The following is a 25988-nucleotide window of genomic DNA, read 5'->3' on the forward strand; positions in this document are numbered from 1 at the left end:
TACGAGAAGAAACGACGACGATATAGCAACCAACATTGGCAACCATCTCAAACTTAATAACTCTAATAAAAATGATAAATAGGAAACACAGGTATGGATTGGGCAGGTATTTTTATTTATGACACAACTTGGGTATTTGCCGTTGAAATTTTAATACGTGTCATCGTGATGTTTATACTGATTATCTCGTTTCTACGATTAACAGGCAAGCGCGGTGTCCGCCAGCTGTCTATCTTCGAGCTGACCATTATCTTATCACTGGGCTCTATCGCAGGCGATCCTATGTTTACCGAGGATCTACCGATTATTCAAGCAGTACTTATTATGAGTACGGTCATCTTGCTATATCGTCTATGTACGTGGGCAATGAGGAAGTTCCAACATTTTGAAAATCTGTTGGAAGGACAGTCACTTTACATCGTAGAAGAGGGTAGGTTGGTTCTTGATAAGATTGAAAAGGGCAAAATGTCCCATGATGAGTTTTTTGCTGAAATGCGTCAACAAGGGGTTGAGCATTTAGGTCAAGTGCGGACGGGACTGCTTGAGACAGATGGTAACTTTAGCGTATTGCTGTATCCACCAGAAAAGACGGATTATGGCATGCCACTTTTTCCCAAACAGTATCAACCAGTCGAACAAATAGAGTTAGGAGTTCACTACGCTTGTATGCATTGCGGTCATGTCGAGTATATCTTGGAGCCCAATCAACTTTGCCGTCGTTGTGAAAATAAATGCCGTGAATGGGCAAAAGCTCTGAATAGCCGTATTGTGAGATAAAAACTAAGTTGAAAAAGCACTAAAGTAGATAATCACGTTAGTGCTTTTTGGTATCGCCAACCACTTTGTCCATTATCGCAAACAATAAGCCAGAAAATACGAACGTCATATGAATGATGACTTTCCACATCAGCTTATCAGCATCTAGTTCGCTCATATTACTTGTTATGTCCATAAACGATTTTAAGAGGTCAATAGCGGAAATAGCGACAATGGCACCGATGACTTTTAGTTTTAAACCAGAAAAGTCGACTTTACCCATCCAGCTAGGGCGATCATCATGAGTGCCTGTATTAATCTTTGAGACAAAAATCTCGTAGCCACTGAATATAATGATGAGTAACAGACTGGCGACCAACGAAATATCGACCAACACCAGTATATCTACAATCACGCTGGCTTCAGAGGCTGTGATAATATCGGCAAACATGTGCCACAGCTTTTGGACGAATTTGATAAATAATAAGATAATCCCTAACACCAACCCCAAATAAAACGGTGCTAGTATCCAGCGACTATTGAATATGGTTCTTTCTAAGTAGAGTTCAAGGTTTTTTAACATGGACATCTCTTAAGGTTCTTAAAAATAAAGTAATAGATTGTCTACTCGTAACGTTATATCTTAGTCATTTCAGCAAGCCATTCAACCACTTGTTGTACCCTCGCATGTCTATCACCACCAATGCGACAAAATGGTTTTTGATGATGGGTTAACTGACTTGCCAAATACTCACTTATCTCTTCACGCTGATGCGGGCTGTCACGCAAATCATCAGCAACCCATGGGATGTCAACTTCCGTTAATAGTATCAAATCATAACGATGTGCTAATGCCGCTTTGGTCAACGCGCCAGGGCAATCTCCATAATACCAATTGGCATAAACCATCAGCTCAAACAGACTGGTATCACAAAATAAATAATGGTTTTTATCTGACAGTTGCACCGCTTGTTTGGTCAGTTTGTTTTCTAACGCTGTTTGACCTTGTGCGATAGGAAGTAGGTCATCCCACGTACAGGTCAGTTGCTCGTCATCCCATTTTACTTGTAGGTACGTACGCATGTATTCTGGCACCCAAGGACTACCAAAATGCGCTGCCAAGTCGCGACATAACGTGGTTTTACCAGTGCTTTCTGCGCCTAATATCGCAACCTTGATAACGGATTTATGCGTATGCTGTATGAGGTTGTATGCGATAGCGTCGCTGCCATTCATAATAAGCCCAAATTGCGATGAGAGTAAAAACCACGTATTGTAGCGCGGTAAAAGTGAGACCTTTATAAAAGTATAAAGGAACGGAAATCGCATCGGCAACAATCCATAGCAGCCAATGCTCAATCTTGCGTCGCGCCATGAGCCACATCGCCATCAAAAACAACGCGGTGGTCAACATATCGGTGTAATCAACCCATGTAAATAAATGCAGGCCAAGAGTGACATTATCGAAGCTGAAGCCATTATTAATCACAGGACGGAAGTAATAAACTGAGGCGACAAAGGCGACGGTTGCAGTACCTAGTGCTGCCAATATGGGTACGTCTTTTATGTTTAAATGTTCAACTTGAATTGTATTGTGGCCGTCCGCATTATTAAATTGTCCCTCTTGATGCTGCCCAGTGGGATTTATATGATCTTGAGGTTTTTTGTTCGCTTTGTTCTTTGACCAATTGATCCAGCCGTAAATACTCATAATGGTGTAATACGCGTTGATAAACATATCGCCAAATAGCTGCCATTTCCAGAGCAGATAGACAAATATAGCGGTGCTCACAAGACCAATAGGAAACGCCAAGATATTGGTTTTGCTGGCAAGTAAGACACTTGCTACACCGAATACCACGGCAATCAACTCAAGGGCAATGAACATAGCAGCATAGTCAGTGTATTGACCAAACAACCAATTAAAAATTTCTACCATTAATACTTCCAGATACGAGTGTTTACTGTGTCAGATAAATTTCTATATGGTCAAGTTATGACTTGGCAATGACCAAATAGCGGCAATTATAGCTTAGCTACTTTGAAATGACGGTAATCTTTGCTTATTTTTCTCGACAAACAGATTATTTGTAACAAAGTATTAGAAAAATAATATTATTCAGGCATAATAAAGGCACTGATTTTAAGTTTACAGTTATTCACTGAAATCAAGCGACTGTTATATTTTTTACATTTATGCTTATCCCAATCCCAATAGTAGTAGACAAGGAAGCTTATCATGACGACTTGTATCACAGGCACTGGCCTGTATATTCCGCCTTATAGCATCAGTAATGAAGAGTTAGTAGATTCATTTAATCAGTATGTTGAGAATTATAATGCAAAGCATGCTGATGAGATAGCAGCAGAGACTGTTACCGCGCTTCAGCCTTCATCAGCCGCTTTTATCGAAAAAGTATCTGGTATCAAATCACGTTATGTGATGGAAAAAGAGGGTATTTTAAATCCTGAAATTATGGCACCTGTTATCCCTTATCGCAACTTAGGCGAAGAACTATCTGTCATGGCAGAAATGGGTTCGGCAGCGCTTAAAGATGCTCTAAAAGATGCAGGCCTTGAAGCAAATGACTTGGATGGTATTATACTTGCGTGTTCAAGCTTTCAGCGTACTTATCCTGCTGTTGCCATCGAAATTCAAAACGAAATCGGTATGATTGGCGGTTTTGCCTATGATATGAACGTGGCCTGTAGTGCAGCAACATTTGGTATATCACAAGCGCATGGTTCTATTGTCTCTGGTCTTGCCAAACGCGTCGCTGTGGTCAACGTTGAGATTACCTCAGCGCATCTGAACTGGCGTAACCGTGACAGCCACTTTATCTTTGGTGATGTCGCCACAGCATCTATCGTTGAAGATTTGGATACACCTAAGGGTTATGAAATCCTTAATGCCAAGCTATTTACAGAATTTTCGACCAATATTACCAATGAATACGGGTTTATGGATCGATCAGAGTATCTAGCGGCCCAAACAGAGATGTACGCTGATATCAATGAGCCTGTTACACCCAAGTTGTTTTTACAAAATGGCCGTAAAGTTTTCCGCGAAGTCTGTCCAAAAGTATCGCAAATCATCACAGATCATTTACATGAGAATGAACTACAATCTGATGATCTGAAAATGATGTGGCTACACCAAGCCAATGCTAACATGCTGGATCTGATATTACGTACAGTGGTTGGCAAAGACGCAGACAAATCGATTGCGCCTAGCGTCATCGATGAATTTGCTAATACTAGCTCAGCCAGTCCAATGATTGTATTCCATCGCCATAAAGATGATTTGGCGTCAGGTGATTTGGGTGTTATCTGCTCGTTTGGCGCAGGCTATTCGATTGGCTCGGTACTGGTTCGTAAAGTTTAGTTTTAACTTTAAACTTCAGCCAAAATCAAAATAGCTAAGAATATTCTTAGCTATTTTTTTGTGCCTATATTTTTTGTGTCTCTATGGGCGTAGATACAGCAAGCAAGAAAAATTTGTACCAATTACGCATTACAATATCGCGCATCCATCTTGTTGAGTACCAACTATAAGCCGAGACACTTGGCAATATAATGGCAAGATTACTTAGAATAAAGCCGAGATTACGCAGAGGTTTTAATTTAGGCCAAAAAATTTGCTATAATCACGATCTTATTCCCATCATCCAATTAAAAGTCCCTTTATGAAAGAATCCTTACGCCTGCGTTTAGACCAGATGGTAGACCGTTATGAAGAGGTCACCGCCTTATTATCAGATCCTAGTGTCATCAGTGATAATAATAAATTCCGTGAACTGTCTGTTGAGCATAGTGACTTGATGGATATCACTACTTTATGGCAAAACTATGTGCGTGCAGAAACAGATCAGGCCGATGCAGAGACGATGCTAAAAGAAGCCTCAGATCCTGACATGAAAGAGATGATGCAAGAAGAGATTGATAGCGCGCGTGATACTATTGTAGAGATGGAAGAAGCGCTTAATCTCATGATGTTGCCAAAAGATCCCAATGACAAAGTGCCAGCATTCTTGGAGATTCGAGCAGGTACTGGCGGTGATGAAGCAGCGATTTTCTCTGGTGATCTGTTCCGTATGTACCAAAAGTACGCGCAGACACAAGGCTGGACAGTAGAAGTATTGTCGGCAAGTGAGGGTGAGCACGGTGGCTATAAAGAAATCATCACTCGTGTTTCAGGCAATAGCGTCTATGGTCGTCTCAAGTTTGAATCAGGCGTGCACCGTGTCCAGCGTGTCCCTGAAACTGAAAGCCAAGGCCGCGTGCATACATCAGCCTGTACTGTTGCCGTCATGCCTGAAGTTGAAATTGATGACACAGTCGATTTGAACCCAGCTGACATTCGTTTTGATACGTTCCGTTCAAGCGGTGCCGGGGGTCAGCACGTTAACACCACTGATTCAGCGGTACGTTTAACGCACATTCCAACGGGCACCGTGGTAGAGTGTCAACAAGAACGTAGCCAGCATAAAAACCGTGCGCAAGCTATGAAGATGCTGATCTCCAAAATTCAGCAAGTCAAAGTCCAAGCGCAGGTTGATGCGGCTGATACCATACGTCGTGACTTGGTTGGTAGTGGCGACCGCTCAGAGCGTATCCGTACTTATAATTTTCCGCAAGGCCGTATGACTGATCATCGAATCAACCTAACATTGTATAAGCTTGATGCTATTATGGAAGGTGACTTGGATGAGATTCTTGATGCGCTGTTGCGCGAGCATCAGGCTGACTTGATGGCCAGTATTGGTGGTGAGTAGTAGCGTCTTAATAGTAAGTAAAACGAAAAATATAAGTATTGTTATAGTAAATTGAACTATAAACAAATTCCTATCTTACATGTGAGAAATATAATGAATAATCGTTTAGCTGTCTATCTCATGGTTTTCTTGTCTTTATTCTTCATTTCTGCATGTCAGACATCACCAGTTGCTAGTGATCAAAACGCATCTACCGATTCATCTGAAAATCTTGTAAAAGAATGCCTTGCAAAAGGTGGTACGTACTCAAAACAAGGTAGATTACAGGCCTATAGATGCGTAATGCAATTTTCAGATGCTGGAAAATCTTGTAGTGATAGCTCTGAGTGTCAAGGCAGTTGTACGAATTCAGACACAGCTATTGAGGCTGGTACGTCAAACGTAAAGGGAACCTGTGCTGCCAACGATAGTCCTTTTGGCTGTCGTCAGACCATTGAAGGCGGTGTTGCTAAAGGTTTTTTATGCATAGATTAATCATATAATTTTCCAAATAAAAAACTTAACTTATCAAAATTTGAGAGTGTTATGTCAAAGCCCAACAATCAAAATCAGAACCAAGACCAAACTCCAGTAGTGGAAGACGCCAATGAGCTGATTGCACAGCTACAGGCCAAGCTAGACGATATCAGTGCGTCGGGTAAACAGCCATATCCGAACACCTTTAAACGTACTGATTATGCAAAAGACCTGCAAACGGCATTTGACGGCGTCTCTAAGCAAGAAATTGAAGAAAATGCAGCTAAAGGTGAAAAAACGCAGGTCAATGTCGCTGGTCGAGTGATGCTTAACCGCGGTGCATTCATTGTCATTCAAGACATGACAGGTCGCATTCAGTTGTATGTGGCACGTAAAGAGTTAGACGCTGAAATGCTGGCTACCATCAAATCTTTGGATTTGGGTGATATCGTTGGTGTGTCGGGTTATATTGGTCGCTCAGGAAAAGGCGACTTGTATGTGCACATTGAAGCGCTTGAGCTTTTAACCAAGTCATTACGTCCAATGCCGAATAAATTCCATGGTTTGGCAGATGTGGAAGCTCGTTATCGCAATCGCCATCTTGATTTGATGACCAATGAGACGACGCGTGATACCTTTATGATTCGCAGTCAAGTCATCAGCGGTATTCGCAAATTTATGCTGAATGAGCGTTTTATGGAAGTCGAAACGCCAATGATGCATCCAATCCCAGGTGGTGCAGTGGCGCGTCCGTTTGTGACGCATCATAATGCCTTGGATATGCCGCTTTATTTACGTATTGCTCCTGAGCTTTATTTGAAGCGTTTAGTCGTTGGCGGTTTTGAGAGAGTGTTCGAGATTAATCGTAGCTTCCGTAATGAAGGTGTATCAACCCGTCACAATCCTGAATTTACTATGATTGAGTTTTATCAAGCCTATGCGGATCATCATGATCTGATGGATTTGACCGAACGTTTATTTAACGAGTTGGCGATAGATATTCTAGGTACGACTGAGATCACTTATCAAGAAGAAGCCATCAGTTTAAAAGCGCCTTTTGAGCGTTTATCTATGCCTGATGCAATTGCAAAATACGCAGAAAACCTTGATATGGCAAAAATCAATGATCGTGAGTACCTAGCAGAGTATGCTTCAACGGTACTAAAGCAGCAAGTTAAAGAAGGCTTTGGTATAGGTAAATTACAGACGATTATTTTTGAAGAAACGGCTGAGCATCAGTTGCGTCAGCCAACGTTCATTACAGAGTATCCAGCGGAAACTTCACCATTGGCCCGCCGCAATGATGACAATCCTGAGATTACCGATCGTTTTGAGTTGTTTATCGGTGGTCGCGAATTGGCCAATGGCTTTAGTGAGCTTAATGATCCAGCAGATCAGGCAGAACGCTTCCGTGGACAAGTTGCTGAAAAAGACGCAGGCGATGATGAAGCAATGCACTTCGATGAAGACTATATCGAAGCCTTGTCTTACGGCCTACCGCCAACAGCAGGTGAGGGTATTGGTATTGATCGCTTGGTGATGTTGTTGACTGACTCTGCCAGTATTCGGGACGTCATCTTATTTCCACATATGCGCCGTAAGCATGACTGATAGTTAGTCAGTCTTTAATTAAAACGGCTTATTATTTGTGGGATAAGCTATTATAGAATCGGTAAGAAGCCAGACGAATGCGCTGGCTTTTTGCTATAATAAGCATTCAAAAATACACTTAAAATAAGCACTTTAACTACTTGCACAATGGATAGCTATGTCGCAGCAATATCAAGTTTTGGCTCGCAAATACCGTCCCAAAAACTTTCACGAGTTGATTGGGCAAACGCATGTCTCGCAAGCGCTTATCAATGCGATTGATTATAATCGTCTGCATCATGCTTACCTTTTTACTGGTACGCGCGGTGTAGGTAAAACGACGATTGCGCGTATTTTATCTAAATGTTTGAATTGTGATACAGGTATTACCAGCACCCCTTGCGGTGTGTGTGATAACTGTGTGGCCATCGATCAAGGGCGTTTTATTGATCTCATTGAGATTGATGCGGCCTCTCGCACCAAAGTTGAAGACACACGTGAGCTATTGGACAATGTCCCTTATGCGCCAAGCCAAGGACGTTACAAGGTTTATCTTATTGATGAAGTGCATATGCTATCGACGCATAGCTTCAACGCGCTACTCAAAACGCTTGAAGAACCGCCGGAGCATGTGAAGTTTTTGCTCGCTACTACTGATCCGCAGAAGTTACCGATTACGATTATCTCTCGCTGTTTGCAATTCGTACTGCGTCCATTGCCGCAAACCCTACTCAGCCAGCATCTAGCAAATATCCTTACTCAAGAGCATGTCCAGTATACTCAGCCAGCACTTTGGCAACTGGCAAGTGCTGCTAAAGGCTCAGTACGTGATGCCTTGTCGCTGACAGATCAAGCAATTGCTTTTGGTCAAGGCGGGCTAGATGATGCCACTGTTAATGCGATGCTTGGTCTGATTGATGCTGCTGATTTGGTCAGCTTAATCACAGATATCTATAATCATGACAAATCTGCCGTTGCAGCTCATATTGAGCAGATGCGCGCGCAGATGGTCGATGCCACCAGTATGTTTGATGGACTCGCTGAGTTACTTCATCAATTAGCCTTGACCCAGTTATTGCCTGAAGTTGCTTTAAATGTGAATGAAGCGCAGGCACAAGATATCAATTCACTAGCGCAGCATATCAGCCCAGATGTATTACAGCTTTATTATGAGATTGTCGTGCAGGCACGCGAAGGCGTTAAGCTTGCCAGTACACCAATGCAAGCGCTTGAAATGTGTATTTTGCGTTTATTGGCCTTTCGCCCGTTGCCTATAGATGAAGTGCTAAAAAATACCTATGATAGCCCAAGCTCGACTTCAGACACTCCTGCTATAGAAAATACTCATTCGATGCAGGCTAAACACGCTATATCGTCAGTACCGACACTAGAGTCTTATAATGTTGATTATCAAGCGCCAAACAATAGTGATCTGCAAAATACTATTCATAGTGATAACGAGTGGCTAGACAGTAGCGCCGAGCTTGAATCAATTGTTGAATCTGAATCAATTGTTGAATCTGAATCAATTGTTGAATCTGAATCAATTGTTGAATCTGAATCAATTGTTGAATCTGAATCAATTGTTGAGCCTGAACCAGTTGTTGAGCCTGAACCAGTTGTTGAGCCTGAACCAGTTGTTGAACCTGAACCAGTTGTTGAACCTGAACCAGTTGTTGAACCTGAACCAGTTGTTGAACCTGAACCAGTTGTTGAACCTGAACCAGTTGTTGAACCTGAACCAGTTGTTGAACCTGAACCAATTGTTGAGACGGTTGCGGATGATTCCGAGTTAGTAACGCAGCCTGATGATCCTCGTACTTTGCTACGTTGTCCACTTCAAGAGCTAACAGGTGAGTGGACACCCGAAAAATGGGATTACTGGCTACAAACGGCGCGTGAAACTGAAGTTTTAGCTCAGGATGAATTGGCACTTGCTCGTCAAGGTGTGGTGACAGGACTATGTAATGGTAAGGCAACCTTTTTAACGAGCGTTGATAGTAAGCATCTGCAAGTTACCTTTCAACAGTTGGCCAAAAAACTACAACAACAGTTCCCTCAAGCTGAGATCAATTTGCAAATTGACAACAGCATCATGCAAGCTGACGATAAAACGCCTGAGCGTCGTCAACAAAAACGCTTGATACAAGCCAAAACCGTAGCAGAGTCCAAGCTTCTCAATACGCCAGTTATGCAGTATTTGATTGAACGGGGTGAAGGAAAAATGGGTAAAGTTCAACTGTATTAAAAGATCTAGAAAGGCGTTGTTAAAATTATTTAAAACTATATACAGTTATTAGACATAATTATCATAGAAAATATCAAGGCGATGTTATGCTATCGTCTTGATATTTTTGTTTTTATTGGTGGTATATTTAATTTATTTGAATAAGAACAGGGCATTTAAGCACTGTAAGGCAAATTAAAAATTCGTTATAATGGTTAAGTTATATTAAAAATTGAAATGCAGCTTAGGTGAGAATATGTTAGATAATTTACGCGGTATGGCTGTGTTCGCCAGTGTGGTTGGACATGGCTCTTTTAGTGGCTCAGCTCGTGAGCTTGGTATTACGACGAGTGCAGTCAGCCAGCAAATTCGTTCATTAGAAAATGAGCTGGGTGTGATACTACTGCATCGCTCAACCCGTAAGCTGAGCTTAACAGAAGCGGGTGAAAGCTTTTATGAGGCCGCAAAAGATGTGGTCAGTGCAGCTGAACAAGGTCGCATCAAGGTCAATCAGTTGCGTGATGAGTTGGCAGGTAGCTTACGAGTAGCGACCACTCCCGAACTTGGCGTCAATCACATATTACCTGCATTATCTACATGGATGGCGGCTCATGACGACCTCAGTATCACGTACTTGGCAGACAACCACTATATCGACATGATCGATGAGCGTATTGATATCGCGATTCGCATGAGTCCAACGATTAATGATTCTACGTTAAGTAGTCATCCACTGACCGATGTACGTCAGATGCTGGTTGCCTCACCGCAATATCTGCGTCAGCATACCAAACTGCAAACCCCAAAAGATTTGGCGGACCATCAGCTAATTTGTATTGAAATCATGAAAGATGCTAATCAGGTTGATCTGATTCAAACTGAAACTGGTAAAAAAACACGCACAAAAATGCATTCACGTATTTATACCAATAATGTCTTTATGGCAACCACATTGGCCAAAGAAGGCCATGGTTTGGTTAGAGTGATGGAAATGGATATCAAGAAAGAACTTGAAAACGGTGATTTGGTCGAAGTTTTGACGGGTTATCAGTTGCCAAGCTTTGTACTGTATGCAGTTACCCTAAATCGCGACCAGCAACCTGCTAAAATCACGCGTTGCTTAGAAGTATTAAAAAAATATTTTCATGCAAATTAAATGATGATTCGATTATAAGTTACTGGTTTTTGATACATCATAATAAGAAGCCTATAGATAATTAATATTTATAGGCTTTTTTCAATATGAAGGCTGATTATATTTTTAAATTGCTTAAAAAGACGGCTTCAATAAATCGATCAAACGCTCAGCGACTTGTGTGCTTTCATCACGGCTCATATTGAGTGGAGGCAGCAAACGTACCACGTGACCACCAGTGACGTTGATGATCATCTTTTGTTCATCACGTGCACGATCTACCAGCTGACTACAGTCCATGTTTTCAGGTAATGAAATACCAATCATCATACCCGCGCCGCGACTGCTAACACCATATTGGCCTAGCGCATTGACTATTGCCTCGCGGATAAATAACCCTTCGCTGACCGCGTTTTCCATGATGTCACTGTTTGCGAGTACCTCATAGACACTATGTACCACGCGACTGGCCAATGGCGTGCCGCCATAAGTAGAACCGTGACTGCCTGCACCAAATAATCCGTTAGCGCGGCCACGTACCATACAAGCACCTACTGGGAAGCCATTTCCTAATCCTTTAGCCGTCGTCAATACATCAGGTCGAGCATTGCTGTGCTGATAAGCGAAATATTTGCCCGTACGGCCATTGCCTGTTTGTACCTCATCGAGCATAAAGAGCCAATTATTAGCCTCACATTCTGCTTGCAACTCCTCCAGATAAATAAAGCCGTTGGCTGCCGTATTGAGACCACCTTCACCTTGAATCGGCTCTATGAAGATAGCGCAAATTTCTTCATGATCTTGCGCTGCTTGTTTAATCGCTGAAATATCTCCAAACGGCACACGGATAAAGTCTTCATCTAACGTATAAAATCCTTCACGTGCTTTTGGATTGGCAGTGGCTGATAATGACAGCAATGTACGACCGTGAAATGACTGCTCCATAACAATGACTTTAGGACGTTTAAAGCCTTGTTTATGTGCATACAGACGAGCAAGCTTTAACGCTGCTTCATTCGCTTCTGCCCCACTATTGGCAAAAAAGACGCTGTCCATTTGAGCGGCAGTACAAAGTATTTCGCCTGCACGCTCCTGCCAATTAATACCGAATAAGTTACTGGTATGTACCAAGGTTGCTGCTTGCTGCTGAATGGCGTCAGTTACTTGAGGATGACAATGTCCTAGTCCGCACACTGCAATGCCAGTTAATGCATCTAGATAAGGGGTTTCGTCTTTGGTGTACAGCCAACTGCCTGAACCGCGGGTAAAGCTGATTGGTTGACGGTTATAAGTGGGCATCAGGTAAGTTGCATGCATATAAAACATCCTCGGTATAGTAAATGGATTAAAAGTATCAGTTATAGTTCGTCAGAGAAGGGTGTGGTTTCCGCGGGCAAAGTGTAATCTTCATTTGCCCACGCACCTAAGTCGATGAGTTTGCATTGACTGCTACAAAACGGCTTATATTTATTGTCTTGCCATGCAGTCTGAGTACCGCAGCGAGGACAAGGATAAGTCTTGGGCGAGGTATTAGGGGTAGAGTCAGTCATAATAGAAGTGAGCGTATCCTTGAAGTTGCTGATATGAATAAGGTCATTAACAAATGACAGTTAGTACAGACTGCCCACTCTTGTCCAAATTACGATTGGTAAATGGGTACTTGCTGTCGTTATATTACTATTCAAGTGGATTGGCTATATAATAGCATGCGGCCGAATAATGGCAAAAGACAAATACTTTAAGGACAGTAGATGAGTGACAATAACGAGCTTTCGCATCAACAAACACGTGCATTTCAACCACAGAAGCTCTCACCACCACGTAACTTTGTCATTCCAAATATAATTAAAGAAAATAAATATAACGCTCCTTTGATAGTGGAAATTGGCGCAGGGAAGGGCAAACACGCCCTTAGCTTTGCGGAGCAAAATCCTGATAAACATCTAATTGCTATTGAACGCACACGCAATAAGTTTGACGCTTTTGCGAAACTGGCTACAGCGCAGAATGCATTGAACCTAGATGCGATTCACGCTGATGCGATTGCTTGGATTGTCCACGCCGTACCAGCCAATAGTGTGGCGAAAATTTTTATCCTTTATCCAAACCCTGAACAGCATAATCCCAATCAACAGTGGTTAAATATGCCTTTCTTCGAGTTTTTATTGTCGCGCTTGCAAGATGATGGTGAAGTGGTACTTGCGACCAATATTGAAGCATATATGGACAATGCAGAGCAGCAAGCGACTCAAATATGGTGCTTACCTAATACTCGGTACAAAGTACCCAGTGACAGCCAGCGCACGCATTTTGAAGTGAAGTATTTGGCAAGGGGCGAGACGTGTTGGGAGCTTAACATTCACAAACCAAAAGGATATAAGACAAGGTTTGATGACTAAAAAATCAACTTTATAAGGCTATATAAATAGCCTAAGCAAATAACTTAAAAATAAGAAAAACTGCCCCGAAAGGGCAGTCCAAAAGTTAGACCTTGTTTAGAACTATAAATATGGTTTCACCAATTTATTAGAGTCAGTATGCGAATCCAACACCGTTAAAAAAGTATATGCCCCAATAAATTTACGACTAATAAACATAAACTCTTTTGGTGGAAGATTGAACTCAAAAGACTGCATCGCTTTTGTTGCTTCAGTTGACAGGCGAGAATGTAATTTACTATTTGCCCAAATATAACGGTTGCTATCATCCAAACAATTAGCAGGAATATAAGGATTTATTGCTGGATCGCTAAAAGGTTCTGTAGCCAGCAAAAATAATGAAGCAACATTAGAACGCACTTTGGCACTCATACTATCAAAGAAATCATAACCAGTCATCGCTAGCACCATAGCTTGATGGTCGTGATAATAGCCAGCTTTTAAGAGACCGTGAGCAATGGTCAATAAATTGTTATCAAACTGACGGATAGCACCAAAATCTAACAATACCAACTTGTCAATTTCTTCTGCATTATCACTCACACGAACCAGATAATTACCAAAATTTGGATCCGTTTGCATCTCACCCCAAACGAAAATTTCTTGCATCATAATTTCGATAGCAGCTTGACCAATAGCGCTGCGACGTTCAGCAGATAGCAGTTGTAATGCTTCGGACACTACGGTAATGCCTGATTCGTAAGACATACACAATAAGCGTTTTTTTGAATAATTACGATTAATCTTAGGAACCACATAACGCGGATCATGGCTCAGACGTTCATAGAAACGTTCTGTCGTCACGGCTTCTGCTTCGTAATCGACTTCATGATGGAGTAGGTCGCGTATTTCTTCAAACCAGGCATCCAATGAGCGGGTTTGCGGGACGATATTACTCACTTTTAACAGGCGTTTAAATAAAGCAAGGTCTGAATTAATAGCATCTGCTACACCAGGATATTGAATTTTTAATACAACCTGTTCGCCTGTCGCAATGACGGTAGCTCGATGAACTTGGGCTAAGGAGGCTGTTCCGATAGGAATCGGATTAACGTCAAGCTCGTTCAATTTCTCGCCCAACAACTCGCGTAACGTCAATTCAATCGTTGGCCATGACAAGGTGGCTGTGTCGTCATTAAGTGTTTGCAGCGCACGCGTAATCTCGGGCGGTAAGATATGCTCACCATAAATCGCAAGCATTTGACCAATCTTAACCACTGAACCTTTCAACTTACCCAGTTCTGCTGCAAGATAATTTGCCTGCGTCTCCATAAACGCTTGGTTGCGTGCTGTACGTGCTTCTTTATTTAAGAACATACCAGACACACTATTGCCCGCCCAACGACGACCGATATTCAAAGAAGTTTTGGCAATTGACATTCGACGCTCAAATCCTGAGGTTTTTAAATTATCAATTGACTGCTTATTGCTAAAAGTTTTAGACGTATCATTTGCCATAAATATAATCATTCATCCAGTTGGTACTGATGTGCGGGTTCGAAACCTACAATACAAGGGATATGTGATGTACAGGTACAAAATTGTATCATATAAAGCCCGTTTGGTTGATGAGCCTTAGACAGATGATAACAGTTACTTTGTAAGACGAGATGTGCTTATGAATACGGAAGTATCAAAAATTATAATTGTCGAATATCTATTATTGGGAACAAGGTTTTTGATGATTAGACTGACAACCAGCCCCAGCTGGCTTACAAAACATAAGAAGGTAAGTAGATATTCATTAATAGATTAGAAAATATAAAAATCGGCATCAAAAAATAAGACCTAGCATCAAGCTAGGTCAAATAATGTAAAACAAGAATGATCGATAAAAACTTACTAAGCGTTTTCACGAGCAATGGCATGATGACCAATGTCACGACGATACTGCGCGCCATCAAAGCTAATCGCGCCTGTGATTGCTAGTGCTGCCTGCTGAGCATCAGAAATACTGTCCGCCAAAGCTGTTACGCACAATACACGTCCGCCATTGGTTATGACTTCTTTCTCATTATCTATAGCATCGTCACTATCAGAAAATGTAGTACCGGCATGGAATACTTTTACAGTATTAATATTTTGAGTATCGAGCTCTGGCAAGCCAGCAATCACATCACCTTTTGATGAGGTTTCAGGATAGCCCTTTGACGCAACGACGATACCAAGAGCAGGGCGCGTATCCCATTTTGCTTCGCTCGGTAGTTGACCTGCCAGCCCTTGCGCCACCAAATCTACCATTGAAGATTGCAGCCGCATCAAAATAGGTTGTGTCTCTGGATCACCAAAACGACAGTTAAATTCGATAACGTAAGGGTCACCTGCTTTATCAATCATAAGACCTGCATACAAAAATCCAGTATAAGGATGACCAGCCTCTTTCATCGCATCTACCACTGGTTGGATAACCTGAGTCATGACTTTATTGTGAACGTCTTGAGTAACAACTGGCGCAGGAGAGTAGGCACCCATACCACCTGTATTCGGTCCTGTATCACCTTCATACGCCCGCTTGTGATCTTGACTGGTTGCCATGGGTAAAATGTTTTCACCATCGATCATACAGATAAAGCTGGCTTCTTCGCCTTGTAAAAACTGCTCGATAACCACGCGGCTACCAGCATCACCAAACTTATTGTCTGCAAGCATGTCATCAATTGCTTCGTGCGCTTGTTCAATGGTTTCGGCAACGATGACACCTTTACCTGCAGCAAGTCCGTCTGCTTTGATCACAATCGGCGCGCCTTGCTCATCAATATAGGCTTTGGCCGCTGCGGCGTCCGTAAAACCTTGATAAGCGGCCGTTGGGATATTGTTCTGCTCCATAAATTCTTTAGCGAAAGTTTTTGAACCTTCAAGCTGTGCACAATATGCCGTCGGTCCCCAAGCTTGGATATTCGCCTCACGACAAGCATCAATGATACCAGTGACCAAAGGCGCTTCTGGTCCAACGATGACCATATCAATAGCGTTATTTTGGCAAAACTTGATAACAGCGCTATGCTCGTTAGTGTCGCCGTCGGTAGATACTAAATCAACGTTTTGGCATTTCGATTCAAGGGCAGTACCTGCATTACCAGGCGCGACGTAGATATTTTTTACATTCTCATCTTTGGCACATTGCCATGCTAGTGCGTGTTCACGACCACCTGAACCAATCACCAAAATATTCATCATAGATCCTACCCTTAGCATCAAAGTTAATTTAGCATCAAAGTTGATAGTGAGTGAGTCACACACTATTAGATACGCTGGCATATTCTAACAAAAAATCTGCCACATTTACCATGAGTATCCACTTGCCAGCCACGAAACATCGATAAGACAACGATTCATCCTATTAGTAAATGTTATCGGAATGTTGCTGATTCATGAAATGATGTTGTAGGCTTTAGCTCACGCCCTAGGTGCGTTAAACTTCACTAGATTAATAGTATTAAATCCTTGTTGCTACATATTCTTAAAATATAAGAGCAAAAAGAGGAGAAAAATTAAGAAAAAATAGAATTTGTGACATAAATGGATATACTACTGCGCCTCATAAGAAATATCGAATATATTCGTGCGGTGTTAGTAGCTAGTACATATTAATAAACTCAAATAAATAAATGATAAACCAAACCTGTAAAAAAGGACGAAGGACATGCCAAACTCCCTCAGTATCGCAAAAGAGCGCATCAGCCAGATAAGCGATATTGCTACCAGTTATGTACAAAAAGACAAATCGCTGTTCGACCATTTTGTTCATAGTTATTATCAGCCGCTCCATCAAGAGGCGGCAAAAGCCATCAGCAATGCTGATTTGGCAGGCATGGCACTACATCATTTTACGCTACTCAAAGCTTATGATGGTAGTAAGCCGCAGCTGACTGTGATAAATCCAAAAGCAGAAGAGCAGCATTTCCATAGCTCACACACTGTCATTCAAATCGTGGCTTACGACAGACCATTTTTAGTTGATACCATCTTGATGAGCCTTGAAGCAGAAGGCATCGATGTTCACCGCACCTATAACATTATCGTTAGCGTTCAACGTGATGATAATGGACAGATTACGCATGTCGAAGGCGCGCATGAAAGTGCCACTTCACATCTGTCTTTGGTTCATTGTGAAATTGCTTACCAAGACAATAAAGACTTGGACGCACTACAACAAATGCTGCTGTCCAAGATTGATACATTAGATACAGTCGTCGGTGACTGGAAGCAAATGCGCGCACAGCTGATGGACATTAAAACTGAATTGTCCAACAAGCCATTGCCGGAAGTGTTTTATTCGCAGCAAGAGATACAAGCATTCTTAGATTGGGTATTGGACGATCATTTTATATTCTTGGGTTACCGTGAATATCGTTTAGAAGGTGGCCAAGCTATTGAAGTTGATGCCAAGCCTACTGACTTAGATTTATTTGCCATTGGTAACAGCGGTCTTGGTTTGTTACGCGGTGCAGAAGAAGACAAGTTATCAGAAAGTTTCAGTCAACTGCCTAAAGTATTAAAGCAGCTACTGACTGAGCCACGAGTATTGATGCTTTCTAAATCAAGCCGTGTGTCACCAATCCATCGCTCGGTATATATGGACTTTTTGGGTATTCATAAGTTCGATGACAACGGCAAGCTAGTCGGTGAATATCGCTTCGTGGGTCTACTGACGTCGCAAGCGTATCAGCTCACCGTACAGCAAATCCCGCTGTTACGTGAAAAAGCCAATAAGATTATGAAGATGGCAGAGTTGCCACGTGATGGACACGCTCATCATAAACTGATGCACGTGATCAACACATTGCCACGCGATGACTTGTTTCAAGCCAGCGTTGAAGAGCTGTATCCTATCGTATCTGGCATCAGTCAATTACAAGATAAAAAGAGTCTGCGCCTGTTCAGCCGTATCGACCATTATCAGCGATTTGTTTCATGTCTGGTCTATATCCCACGTGATAAGTTCAACACTGAGCTACGCATCAAAGTACAAAACGTCTTAAAAGAAGCTTATGGCGGGACATCTTCAGGCTTTACTACTGAATTTAATGAATCAGCGCACGCACGTGTTCATGTTCACGTTCGTACGGTGCCAGGTCAGGTAAATGAGGTCAATACCGAGGCACTCGAAGCCAAGTTATCTGCATTGATGCAATCATGGAGTGATAGCTATCAAAAAGTGCTACTCGACAATGTGGGTGAGCAGCAGGCCAATGCATTAAACCGCCGCTTCTTAAACTACATTCCAGCAGCGTATCAAGAGCGTTTTGATGCTCGCACTGCTGTTGAAGATACCAAACGCTTGGCAGGACTGACCGCAGAGCAGCCCATGATTTGGCACTTGTATCAGTCAACGGGTGATGCAAGCAATCAGTTGCACCTCAAGCTGTATGGTCGTGAACAGCCTGTTATCTTATCTAAAGTACTGCCTATTCTTGAGAACTTCGGGGTATCGGTTATCTCTGCCCAAACTTATGAGTTTGACTTACCAGAGCAACCTATCTGGATGCAAGAGTATGAGTTGACGTTAGAGCACGTTGATACGGTCAACATGCAAGTGGTACGTGGTCAATTTGAAGACAGTCTCAAACAGATTTGGGCAGGACAAGTTGAAAGTGATTCTTTTAACGAGTTGGTATTGACAACCAATCTTGATACTTATGATGTGGTGGTGTTACGTGCCTTATCACGTTATATGATGCAAGCACGAGCGCCGTTCTCTAGTACATACATTCAACAAACAGTCGTAAAAAATAGCGACATTAGTATGGCATTAGGTAGTTTGTTTGATGCTCGTATGAATCCTAAGTATAGTGAAGCCGAACGCAGTGAGAAAACTGCTCAGTTCCAAGAGCAGATTAATGTAGCGCTTGCAGATGTTGATAGCTTAGATGAGGACCGTATCTTACGCTGGTACTTAGATTTAATTAACGCCATGGTTCGTACTAACTTTTATCAAATGGACGTTAATGGTCAGCGTAAAGACCGTTTGTCGTTTAAGTTCTTAGCAGCAGCCATTCCTAATCTGCCATTACCTAAGCCAATGTTTGAGATATTTGTCTACTCACCACGTGTGGAAGCCGTGCATTTACGTGGCGGCAAAGTGGCTCGTGGTGGTCTGCGCTGGTCAGATCGCATGGAAGACTTCCGTACCGAAGTACTGGGTCTGGTCAAAGCACAGATGGTCAAAAACGCAGTGATTGTCCCTGTTGGTTCAAAAGGTGGTTTTATCGTCAAAACCAAGACGATGGCAGATGGCCGTGAAGCGTTTCAAGCCGAAGGTATCGCCTGTTATCAAACGTTCTTACGCGGTATGCTTGATATCACAGACAACATTGTCGATGGTACTATCGTCGCGCCAGCCAACACCGTGCGTCATGATGAAGACGATCCGTATTTGGTAGTGGCGGCGGACAAAGGAACAGCGACTTTCTCTGATATCGCTAACGCTCTGGCTGCTGAATACAACTTCTGGCTGGATGATGCCTTTGCTTCTGGCGGCTCAGTCGGTTATGACCACAAAGCGATGGGTATCACTGCGCGCGGTGGTTGGGAATCGGTCAAGCGTCACTTCCGTATGCGCGGCATGGATATTCAGAATCGTGATGACTTTACTGTCATTGGTATTGGTGATATGAGTGGGGACGTCTTTGGCAACGGTATGCTACTCTCAACGCATACTAAGCTGGTTGCCGCCTTCAACCATATGCATATTTTTATCGATCCAAATCCAGACACGGCATCTTCATACGCCGAGCGCGCTCGCTTGTTTGAGCTACCTCGCTCATCGTGGGAAGATTATGAGAAATCGTCAATCAGTCAAGGTGGTGGTATATTCTCACGTCAAGACAAAACCATTGCCATTAGTCCAGAGATGAAAGCAATTTTTGATATTAGTGCAGACAGTCTCACACCGAACGATTTGATCAGCGCCTTACTAAGAGCACCTGTTGATCTGATCTGGAACGGCGGTATCGGCACTTATGTTAAGAGCGCTAATGAAACTCATGCTGATGTCGGGGACCGTGCCAATGATTCGCTGCGTATCAATGGTAATGAGCTACGTGCAGCCATCGTCGGCGAGGGCGGTAACTTAGGCTTTACCCAGCAAGGCCGTATCGAATACGCACAAACAGGTGGCCGTATTTATACTGATGCCATTGACAACTCAGGCGGCGTAAATTGCTCAGATCATGAAGTCAATATTAAGATCTTACTTGGTAAAGTGGTTGAGCAGGGCGACATGACGTTGAAGCAGCGTAACGAGCTGTTAGAAAGCATGACTGATACAGTGGCAGAGCTGGTACTGCGCCAAAACTACCTACAGCCACAAGCGATTGAGCTTAGCCATATTTTGGCATCTGCGAATTTGAGTGAGCATCAACGTTTCATTCAGATGCTAGAAAGTGAAGGTCGTCTTGACCGTGCCATCGAATATCTGCCATCAGATGAAGAGATTGCCAAGCGTCAAAAAGCGGATACTGGTCTGACCAATCCTGAATTGGCGGTCATCATGGCTTATGGCAAAATGTGGGTTTATGACAACTTACTGTTGTCTGACTTACCAGATGACCCATACTTCATCAATGAGCTGCGCAAGTACTTCCCTGATGAACTGGCTTCGCGTTTCTTTAATGAGATGACTGAGCACCGCTTACATCGCGAAATCATCAGTACGTATCTGACCAACAGTGTGGTTAACCGTTTGGGCATCGAAGCATTGTTCCGTCTCTATGAAGAGACAGATCAGTCACTAGCAACCATTATTCGCGGCTATGCGATCACTCGTGATGTCTTTAATGTGTCTAAAGCTTGGAACACACTTGAAGCACTGGACAATCAAGTCGATGCTAAGTTATTGCTCACGCTTGAGCTACGTTTGCGTGATGCGCTTGAACGCGGTGTGGTATGGTTTATCAATGCCTTCGGTCAAGATCTTCAAGTCACTGATATGATTAGTCGCTTTAGCCAAAGTGTGGAAAAGCTCACCAAGTCAGGTGGATTTATTGAGCAGCAGTTTGCCCAATATTTACAAGAAGATACCACCAGCTTGATGCAAGAAGATTTGTCCAATAGTGATGCGGCGTTGTTTGCTATGTTGCCATATCATGTCGATGCGCTAGATGCAGCACTTCTTGCTGAACAATACGAGCGTCCTGTCGATGAGATTGCTACGTTATACTTTGAAGCCTATCAAGTGTTGCAGCTAGACTGGATGATGGATAATATCGCGGGCTTGCCGCAGCAGGGTTATTGGGATCGCCGTGCACGCCATGCACTAGTGAATGAGTTGACACGTAGCTTGCGTCTGCTCATGGATGCGGTATTGTCAAAACCTGATGCGAAGCAAGCGTTTGGTGAGTGGCGCGCGCGTCATTTAGATCAGCTAGCATCTGTAGAGATGGAGATGAACAAACTTGATGCCAATGAAGACAGTCAAGTAAGTCTATCAACACTCTCAGTTCTTATGAGCGAAATTAGTGGTTTGGTGAGCAAATAAAAACCATTACATGAAGGCCATTAAATAAAAGTGAACAAGTAAGTTTGTCTGTTTATAAAAAAACCACCGTTATTGATTAACGGTGGTTTTTTATTGTCTTATGAATACTATTGATGCTAATTCTATCAAGTTACTTTTTGGCAACCTTGTCCAGTGATTTGGCTAAAACCGCCTGAGAGTTTTTCGACCTTAATTTGGGTCAATATGCGATCCTTTAACGCTTGCACGTGCGAGATGATGCCAATAAGTTTGCCCTCTTGTTGCAAGCTGGTTAAGGTATCGAGCGCGATATCAAGGGATTCTTCATCAAGTGTGCCAAACCCTTCATCCAAAAATAACGAGTCAACACGGATATTATGACTGGCCATTTGTGACAGTCCTAACGCAAGTGCCAGACTGATGATAAAGCCTTCACCACCTGACAGGTTTTTGGTGCTGCGAATCTCACCGCCTTGATAATTGTCAATGACGTTAAGCTCAAGCGGGCTGTCTTCATCATGGATGAGTAAGTAGCGATCGCTCATTTTTTGCAATTGGCTGTTGGCGTGTTTGATCATCACCTGAAATGTTAACCCTTGAGCAAAGGTGCGGTACTTTTTGCCATCTGCTGAACCAATTAACGTATGTAGCTGCTGCCAAACTTGTAATCGCTGCTTTTGCTCATCGATAGTCACGAGCTGAGCCGCTTGTTCGCCTTTTTGGTGGTCATTGTCTTTGAGTTTTTGATCAATAGCGCCAATTTTTTGACTCAACTGATCGATTTCCGTCTGGATTTGCTGATGCTGACCTGCCAGCGCTTCCCAGCTTTGATCCGTCATGGGTGTTGCAAGATTTTTTGTTAAGGATTGTTGGGTACGGTCTAACTGCAATTTAGCCTGTTGTAAGGTATTGTCAATGTCGATTTTACGGCTATGTAAGGCGTCACGTGCTTCTTTAGACAGTTGCGCGGCGATAAAGGCGGCTTCATCTACAAACTGTGATTCTGATAGCAAATGAGAAAAAGTACTTTGATGCATATTTAGCGTCATAGTGGCAGATTGTCGTTCTGTCGCATGCTGTTCTTGTCGGATAATTAGCTGCTCTAGCGCCTGCTGCGCATTGTCTCGCTGTCTTTGTGCATGAGCTTGCTTTGTTTTTGCTGCATCGACCGCATGACGCAAGTTATTTTCTTCAATATCTGGGTATTTATCTCCAAAGAGCGATTTTCTATCTCTTTCTAACTGCACAATTTTATTGCTTTTATCAACTGTCAGATCGGTTAGCTCTTTTAAGGTAGTTTGTTCATGAGCGAGCTGATCTTGTTTGGTCTCAATTTGTGCAGTCAAACTACTGAGTGTATTGGTTAGCTGTTGTTGACGCGCTCTTTTCTCTACAAACGCTTGTTTCACTTGAATTAGCATATTACGCTGTTGACGTAAGCTATCAATATGACGATCACTATCGGCGCTACTAAGTACGGATTTTTGATCAATACTGTGACCCAATTGTTTAAGTGAGTCTTTAACATCTGTTATTTTAAGTGCTGTATGCAGATGGTCTTGGTATTTATTCGCTGGATACTTATCGACTAAAGCGAAAACGGTGGTCATCATCGGTACTAATTCGTAAAAATTGGCGTCGATTTTCTCTTCTATACTTTCAGTTTTTTGAAGATTGAGCTTGATATCGGTCATCAGGTCACTGATTTGCTTAACAAGAGAGTGTTGCTGCTTTTCATCAGCTTCGATAGAGTGATTTAGCGCTGAGATAGTATCTGCAAGCTCGTCATATTGAATTAGTATGGTTTTTAAAGCATGCTTCTGTTTCAGCAGCCGCTCCTTGGCACAATCGAACAATGACGAAGCGCTCAATAAAATGTCGTCATTGTCTGTACTGTCATTAGTCTCATTCGTTATAAAATGGCTATCTAATGATTGGCTAAATGCGACAATATTATTTTTAACCTGCGCAAGTGGACTGATAATGGTATTCATCGATTCAGAATAAGTGTTGCCAGCGTCAAACAGCGTGGAAATTTCAGTTTGAATGTCATCACATAATGTTTTAGATTGCTGCTGTAAGGGCAATAACTGCTGGCGTTGATTGTTTAGCGACTCTTTTTTTGTGGCATGGTCAATATGATGTTGCGATAAGATTTGCTCAAGGTTGTCAATCACGTTGTCTAGCTCGGTGATTTGCTGCTCGGTTTGTTGCGTTTGCGACAGTTGACTATTATTGCTATCGTTATTGTCTAATAAAGGATGATGTTCGCCGTAAGGATGCTCATGCGCACCGCAAAGCGGGCAGGGCGTACCATCTTCAAGCTCTGCTATATAGTCTTCAAGTTTGGCAACTTTTTGTAGGAGGTTTAAGTGTGCTTGTTTGTCTTGGCGTTTGAGCTTGGCTTCTTGAATGTCTGATTGCTGGCTGGCAATCAAGCTTTTCAATGTTGTGAGTTCTTGATTCAGCAGCGGCACCGACAAATGAGTCTTTTTAATTTGGTCGGCAAGCTCAGACAACTGCTTTCGCTTAAAGCTCGTCTGCGTCATTTGATGGATGATATGATCGACTTGCTCTTGCTCACCACGTATATTGGCAATTGATTGTTTTTGCGTGAGCGTTGCTTGCTGCTGTTGTAGGCTGGCAAGTTGCTCGCGTCGCTGCGTTATCATCAACGCTTCTGCTTCTTGCTGCTTAGACAACCGATCCACATTGTCTTTTAGCTGATGAGCTTGGTTATCATGCTTAACCTTGTCTGCCAACAGTTCGGTATTGTTTTGCAATATCGTCTTTAGGCGTCGGCAGCTATTGTCAAAGGTCGTCATATCTGTATCAAGATCATTCAATTCTTGATGATCGCTAAAATATGCCTCTATACTAGCAAGCTGCGCTTTATTTTCTTGTTCTGCTTGTCTGTGACGATCAATCTCTTGTCCCAATCTTTGCGTAAGATTGGCAACGGTGTCTTTACGCTCATTCATATCCGCCAAAGCATGAGACTGCTGTTTGATATCAGCATCTAAGGCGCGTGTCTTGGCAATGATTGGTAAGGTTGTTTGCAGATCGTCCGTAGCTTGTTTTTCGAGCATATCTGCCATTTGCAAATCGGACTCAGCTTGAGCAATGGCTTCTTGCTGCGCTGGAATTTTATGCAATAAATCTTGTTGCTCAGTCTCTAACCGCTTGACCATGTCTCGGCTATAGCTCAATTCTCGAAATTGGCTATCAATCTCTAAGGCAAGTTTCGCCGCTTCTAAACGCTTGGCTTCTGGAATAAATGCCTGCTGTGCTTGCTGCGCTGCTGTAAACTCGTTTTCATAGATAGAGAGGTTTTGCTGCAACTGCTGGACAGCCTCTAGCCATTGAATTTGCTCACCCAAAGTTTTGAACGTTTGCCGCTGATTACTTTGCTGCTGGTTCAGGTTTTTCAACTCTTCTGATAATAAGGTTTCATCTTCAATCGTTAACAAGGATAAGCCATTCACACCCGCCTGCAATTGACCAAGCACTTCTTCTTCGGCGCGTTTTTTTTCATGAACGTTCAGTGAGATTTTGGCGTAGATATCTGTCCCAGTGATCTTTTCTAAAATGGCCGCTCTGTCGCCAATATCTGACTTCAAAAAGGCGGCAAAACTGCCCTGAGCAAGCATGATCGAGCGAGTGAATTGATTAAAATCCATACCAATTAGGTCTTGAATATAGGCAGCTGTCTTGGATTTTTTTTCCTCTAAAATCTTACCTGTTTTAACCTCACTAATTTCATGCTTGATTGGTAATAGATTGCCTTTGGCTTTTTTGTGGGCGCGATGCTGATACCACGAGCACTGATAACGCTTGGTGTCTATCTCGATGATGACTTCTGCTGAGCATTCGCCCATGCCTTGGGTCATGATCTCATTTGCCGATCCAGTAATATCACCTAATCTTGGTGTTTGGCTATATAGCGCCAAACAAATCGCGTCTAGTATGGTGGTCTTGCCAGCACCTGTTTGACCAGTAATAGCAAAAATGCCTTCATTCAGAAAGGCGGCATCGCTAAAATCAATGTGCCATTCACCTTTTAGAGAGTTTAAGTTTTTGAGTCTAAGTTCGATTAAGCGCATGGGCAGGTCTTATTCTTGGGAACATTTAATTTCAAATGGATAAAAAATTA

Annotated in this window: 17 protein-coding genes; 9 read left to right on the forward strand and 8 right to left on the reverse strand. The window is 42.6% G+C overall.

The window, feature by feature from the left end:
- Nucleotides 1-93: 93 nt before the first annotated feature.
- A complete protein-coding gene (locus ACT3TH_RS07940; RefSeq protein ID WP_444755308.1) occupies nucleotides 94-777 on the forward strand; it encodes a DUF421 domain-containing protein in 684 nt (227 codons plus the stop codon).
- A 37-nt stretch (nucleotides 778-814) separates the two neighbouring features.
- Here the strand turns inward: ACT3TH_RS07940 and ACT3TH_RS07945 are convergent, their stop codons facing one another.
- The 3 genes from ACT3TH_RS07945 to pnuC are packed head-to-tail and all read right to left on the reverse strand — an operon-like array spanning nucleotide 815 to nucleotide 2695.
- Nucleotides 815-1339, reverse strand: a complete 525-nt coding sequence (locus tag ACT3TH_RS07945; RefSeq protein ID WP_444755369.1) for a TIGR00645 family protein — start codon at nucleotides 1337-1339, stop codon at nucleotides 815-817.
- Between the two features lie 53 nt (nucleotides 1340-1392).
- Nucleotides 1393-1992 (reverse strand): AAA family ATPase, encoded by a 600-nt coding sequence (locus ACT3TH_RS07950; protein WP_444755309.1) that lies wholly within the window; start codon nucleotides 1990-1992, stop codon nucleotides 1393-1395.
- A complete protein-coding gene (gene pnuC / locus ACT3TH_RS07955) occupies nucleotides 1943-2695 on the reverse strand; it encodes a nicotinamide riboside transporter PnuC (RefSeq protein ID WP_444755310.1) in 753 nt (250 codons plus the stop codon). The genes ACT3TH_RS07950 and pnuC overlap by 50 nt, the downstream gene beginning before the upstream one ends.
- 300 nt (nucleotides 2696-2995) lie before the next feature.
- On the opposite strand from pnuC, the gene ACT3TH_RS07960 reads away from it, so the two are divergent.
- The 6 genes from ACT3TH_RS07960 to ACT3TH_RS07985 all read left to right on the forward strand — a co-directional run bounded on the left by ACT3TH_RS07960 (nucleotide 2996) and on the right by ACT3TH_RS07985 (nucleotide 10960).
- On the forward strand, nucleotides 2996-4141 hold the full coding sequence (locus ACT3TH_RS07960) for a beta-ketoacyl-ACP synthase III (protein WP_444755311.1): 1146 nt from the start codon (nucleotides 2996-2998) through the stop codon (nucleotides 4139-4141).
- 301 nt (nucleotides 4142-4442) lie between these two features.
- Nucleotides 4443-5531 (forward strand): peptide chain release factor 1, encoded by a 1089-nt coding sequence (prfA, locus tag ACT3TH_RS07965; RefSeq protein ID WP_444755312.1) that lies wholly within the window; start codon nucleotides 4443-4445, stop codon nucleotides 5529-5531.
- Nucleotides 5532-5624: 93 nt separating this feature from the next.
- A complete protein-coding gene (locus tag ACT3TH_RS07970; protein ID WP_444755313.1) occupies nucleotides 5625-6005 on the forward strand; it encodes a hypothetical protein in 381 nt (126 codons plus the stop codon).
- 51 nt (nucleotides 6006-6056) lie between these two features.
- Nucleotides 6057-7598, forward strand: a complete 1542-nt coding sequence (gene lysS, locus ACT3TH_RS07975; protein ID WP_444755314.1) for a lysine--tRNA ligase — start codon at nucleotides 6057-6059, stop codon at nucleotides 7596-7598.
- Nucleotides 7599-7755: 157 nt separating this feature from the next.
- Entirely contained in the window at nucleotides 7756-9825 is a 2070-nt protein-coding gene (dnaX, locus tag ACT3TH_RS07980; protein ID WP_444755315.1) for a DNA polymerase III subunit gamma/tau, read from the forward strand.
- 235 nt (nucleotides 9826-10060) lie between these two features.
- On the forward strand, nucleotides 10061-10960 hold the full coding sequence (locus tag ACT3TH_RS07985) for a LysR family transcriptional regulator (protein ID WP_444755316.1): 900 nt from the start codon (nucleotides 10061-10063) through the stop codon (nucleotides 10958-10960).
- A gap of 114 nt (nucleotides 10961-11074) precedes the next feature.
- Here ACT3TH_RS07985 and ACT3TH_RS07990 read toward each other — a convergent pair whose 3' ends face one another.
- Both ACT3TH_RS07990 and ACT3TH_RS07995 read right to left on the reverse strand, forming a co-directional pair.
- On the reverse strand, nucleotides 11075-12256 hold the full coding sequence (locus tag ACT3TH_RS07990) for an aspartate aminotransferase family protein (protein WP_444755317.1): 1182 nt from the start codon (nucleotides 12254-12256) through the stop codon (nucleotides 11075-11077).
- A gap of 41 nt (nucleotides 12257-12297) precedes the next feature.
- Complete coding sequence (locus ACT3TH_RS07995; protein WP_193005035.1) at nucleotides 12298-12489, reverse strand: DNA gyrase inhibitor YacG; 192 nt, start codon at nucleotides 12487-12489, stop codon at nucleotides 12298-12300.
- A gap of 201 nt (nucleotides 12490-12690) precedes the next feature.
- Here ACT3TH_RS07995 and ACT3TH_RS08000 point away from each other — a divergent pair, with 201 nt between their 5' ends.
- A complete protein-coding gene (locus tag ACT3TH_RS08000; RefSeq protein ID WP_444755318.1) occupies nucleotides 12691-13338 on the forward strand; it encodes an SAM-dependent methyltransferase in 648 nt (215 codons plus the stop codon).
- 102 nt (nucleotides 13339-13440) lie between these two features.
- On the opposite strand, the gene ACT3TH_RS08005 is transcribed toward ACT3TH_RS08000, so the two are convergent.
- Nucleotides 13441-14835 (reverse strand): ABC1 kinase family protein, encoded by a 1395-nt coding sequence (locus ACT3TH_RS08005; RefSeq protein ID WP_444755319.1) that lies wholly within the window; start codon nucleotides 14833-14835, stop codon nucleotides 13441-13443.
- A gap of 384 nt (nucleotides 14836-15219) precedes the next feature.
- Nucleotides 15220-16551, reverse strand: a complete 1332-nt coding sequence (gene purD / locus ACT3TH_RS08010; RefSeq protein ID WP_444755370.1) for a phosphoribosylamine--glycine ligase — start codon at nucleotides 16549-16551, stop codon at nucleotides 15220-15222.
- Nucleotides 16552-17020: 469 nt separating this feature from the next.
- Here purD and ACT3TH_RS08015 point away from each other — a divergent pair, with 469 nt between their 5' ends.
- The gene (locus ACT3TH_RS08015) at nucleotides 17021-21856 is read left to right on the forward strand and encodes an NAD-glutamate dehydrogenase (RefSeq protein WP_444755320.1); all 4836 of its coding nucleotides are present in this window, start codon (nucleotides 17021-17023) and stop codon (nucleotides 21854-21856) included.
- 125 nt (nucleotides 21857-21981) lie between these two features.
- On the opposite strand, the gene ACT3TH_RS08020 is transcribed toward ACT3TH_RS08015, so the two are convergent.
- Nucleotides 21982-25938, reverse strand: a complete 3957-nt coding sequence (locus ACT3TH_RS08020; protein ID WP_444755321.1) for an AAA family ATPase — start codon at nucleotides 25936-25938, stop codon at nucleotides 21982-21984.
- Nucleotides 25939-25988 lie beyond the last annotated feature (50 nt).

Source organism: Psychrobacter sp. AOP22-C1-C5, assembly GCF_052378885.1.
GTDB lineage: Bacteria > Pseudomonadota > Gammaproteobacteria > Pseudomonadales > Moraxellaceae > Psychrobacter.

What these genes read in the sequence shown, in the direction of transcription:
- ACT3TH_RS07990 (WP_444755317.1), bottom strand. Translation starts at nt 12,256, where the DNA reads ATGCATGCAACTTACCTGATGCCCACTTATAACCGTCAACCAATCAGC.
- ACT3TH_RS07940 (WP_444755308.1), top strand. Translation starts at nt 94, where the DNA reads ATGGATTGGGCAGGTATTTTTATTTATGACACAACTTGGGTATTTGCC.
- ACT3TH_RS08015 (WP_444755320.1), top strand. Translation starts at nt 17,021, where the DNA reads ATGCCAAACTCCCTCAGTATCGCAAAAGAGCGCATCAGCCAGATAAGC.
- pnuC (WP_444755310.1), bottom strand. Translation starts at nt 2,695, where the DNA reads ATGGTAGAAATTTTTAATTGGTTGTTTGGTCAATACACTGACTATGCT.
- dnaX (WP_444755315.1), top strand. Translation starts at nt 7,756, where the DNA reads ATGTCGCAGCAATATCAAGTTTTGGCTCGCAAATACCGTCCCAAAAAC.
- ACT3TH_RS07950 (WP_444755309.1), bottom strand. Translation starts at nt 1,992, where the DNA reads ATGAATGGCAGCGACGCTATCGCATACAACCTCATACAGCATACGCAT.
- prfA (WP_444755312.1), top strand. Translation starts at nt 4,443, where the DNA reads ATGAAAGAATCCTTACGCCTGCGTTTAGACCAGATGGTAGACCGTTAT.
- ACT3TH_RS08020 (WP_444755321.1), bottom strand. Translation starts at nt 25,938, where the DNA reads ATGCGCTTAATCGAACTTAGACTCAAAAACTTAAACTCTCTAAAAGGT.
- ACT3TH_RS07970 (WP_444755313.1), top strand. Translation starts at nt 5,625, where the DNA reads ATGAATAATCGTTTAGCTGTCTATCTCATGGTTTTCTTGTCTTTATTC.
- ACT3TH_RS07985 (WP_444755316.1), top strand. Translation starts at nt 10,061, where the DNA reads ATGTTAGATAATTTACGCGGTATGGCTGTGTTCGCCAGTGTGGTTGGA.
- ACT3TH_RS08005 (WP_444755319.1), bottom strand. Translation starts at nt 14,835, where the DNA reads ATGGCAAATGATACGTCTAAAACTTTTAGCAATAAGCAGTCAATTGAT.
- ACT3TH_RS08000 (WP_444755318.1), top strand. Translation starts at nt 12,691, where the DNA reads ATGAGTGACAATAACGAGCTTTCGCATCAACAAACACGTGCATTTCAA.
- purD (WP_444755370.1), bottom strand. Translation starts at nt 16,551, where the DNA reads ATGAATATTTTGGTGATTGGTTCAGGTGGTCGTGAACACGCACTAGCA.
- ACT3TH_RS07995 (WP_193005035.1), bottom strand. Translation starts at nt 12,489, where the DNA reads ATGACTGACTCTACCCCTAATACCTCGCCCAAGACTTATCCTTGTCCT.
- lysS (WP_444755314.1), top strand. Translation starts at nt 6,057, where the DNA reads ATGTCAAAGCCCAACAATCAAAATCAGAACCAAGACCAAACTCCAGTA.
- ACT3TH_RS07960 (WP_444755311.1), top strand. Translation starts at nt 2,996, where the DNA reads ATGACGACTTGTATCACAGGCACTGGCCTGTATATTCCGCCTTATAGC.
- ACT3TH_RS07945 (WP_444755369.1), bottom strand. Translation starts at nt 1,339, where the DNA reads ATGTTAAAAAACCTTGAACTCTACTTAGAAAGAACCATATTCAATAGT.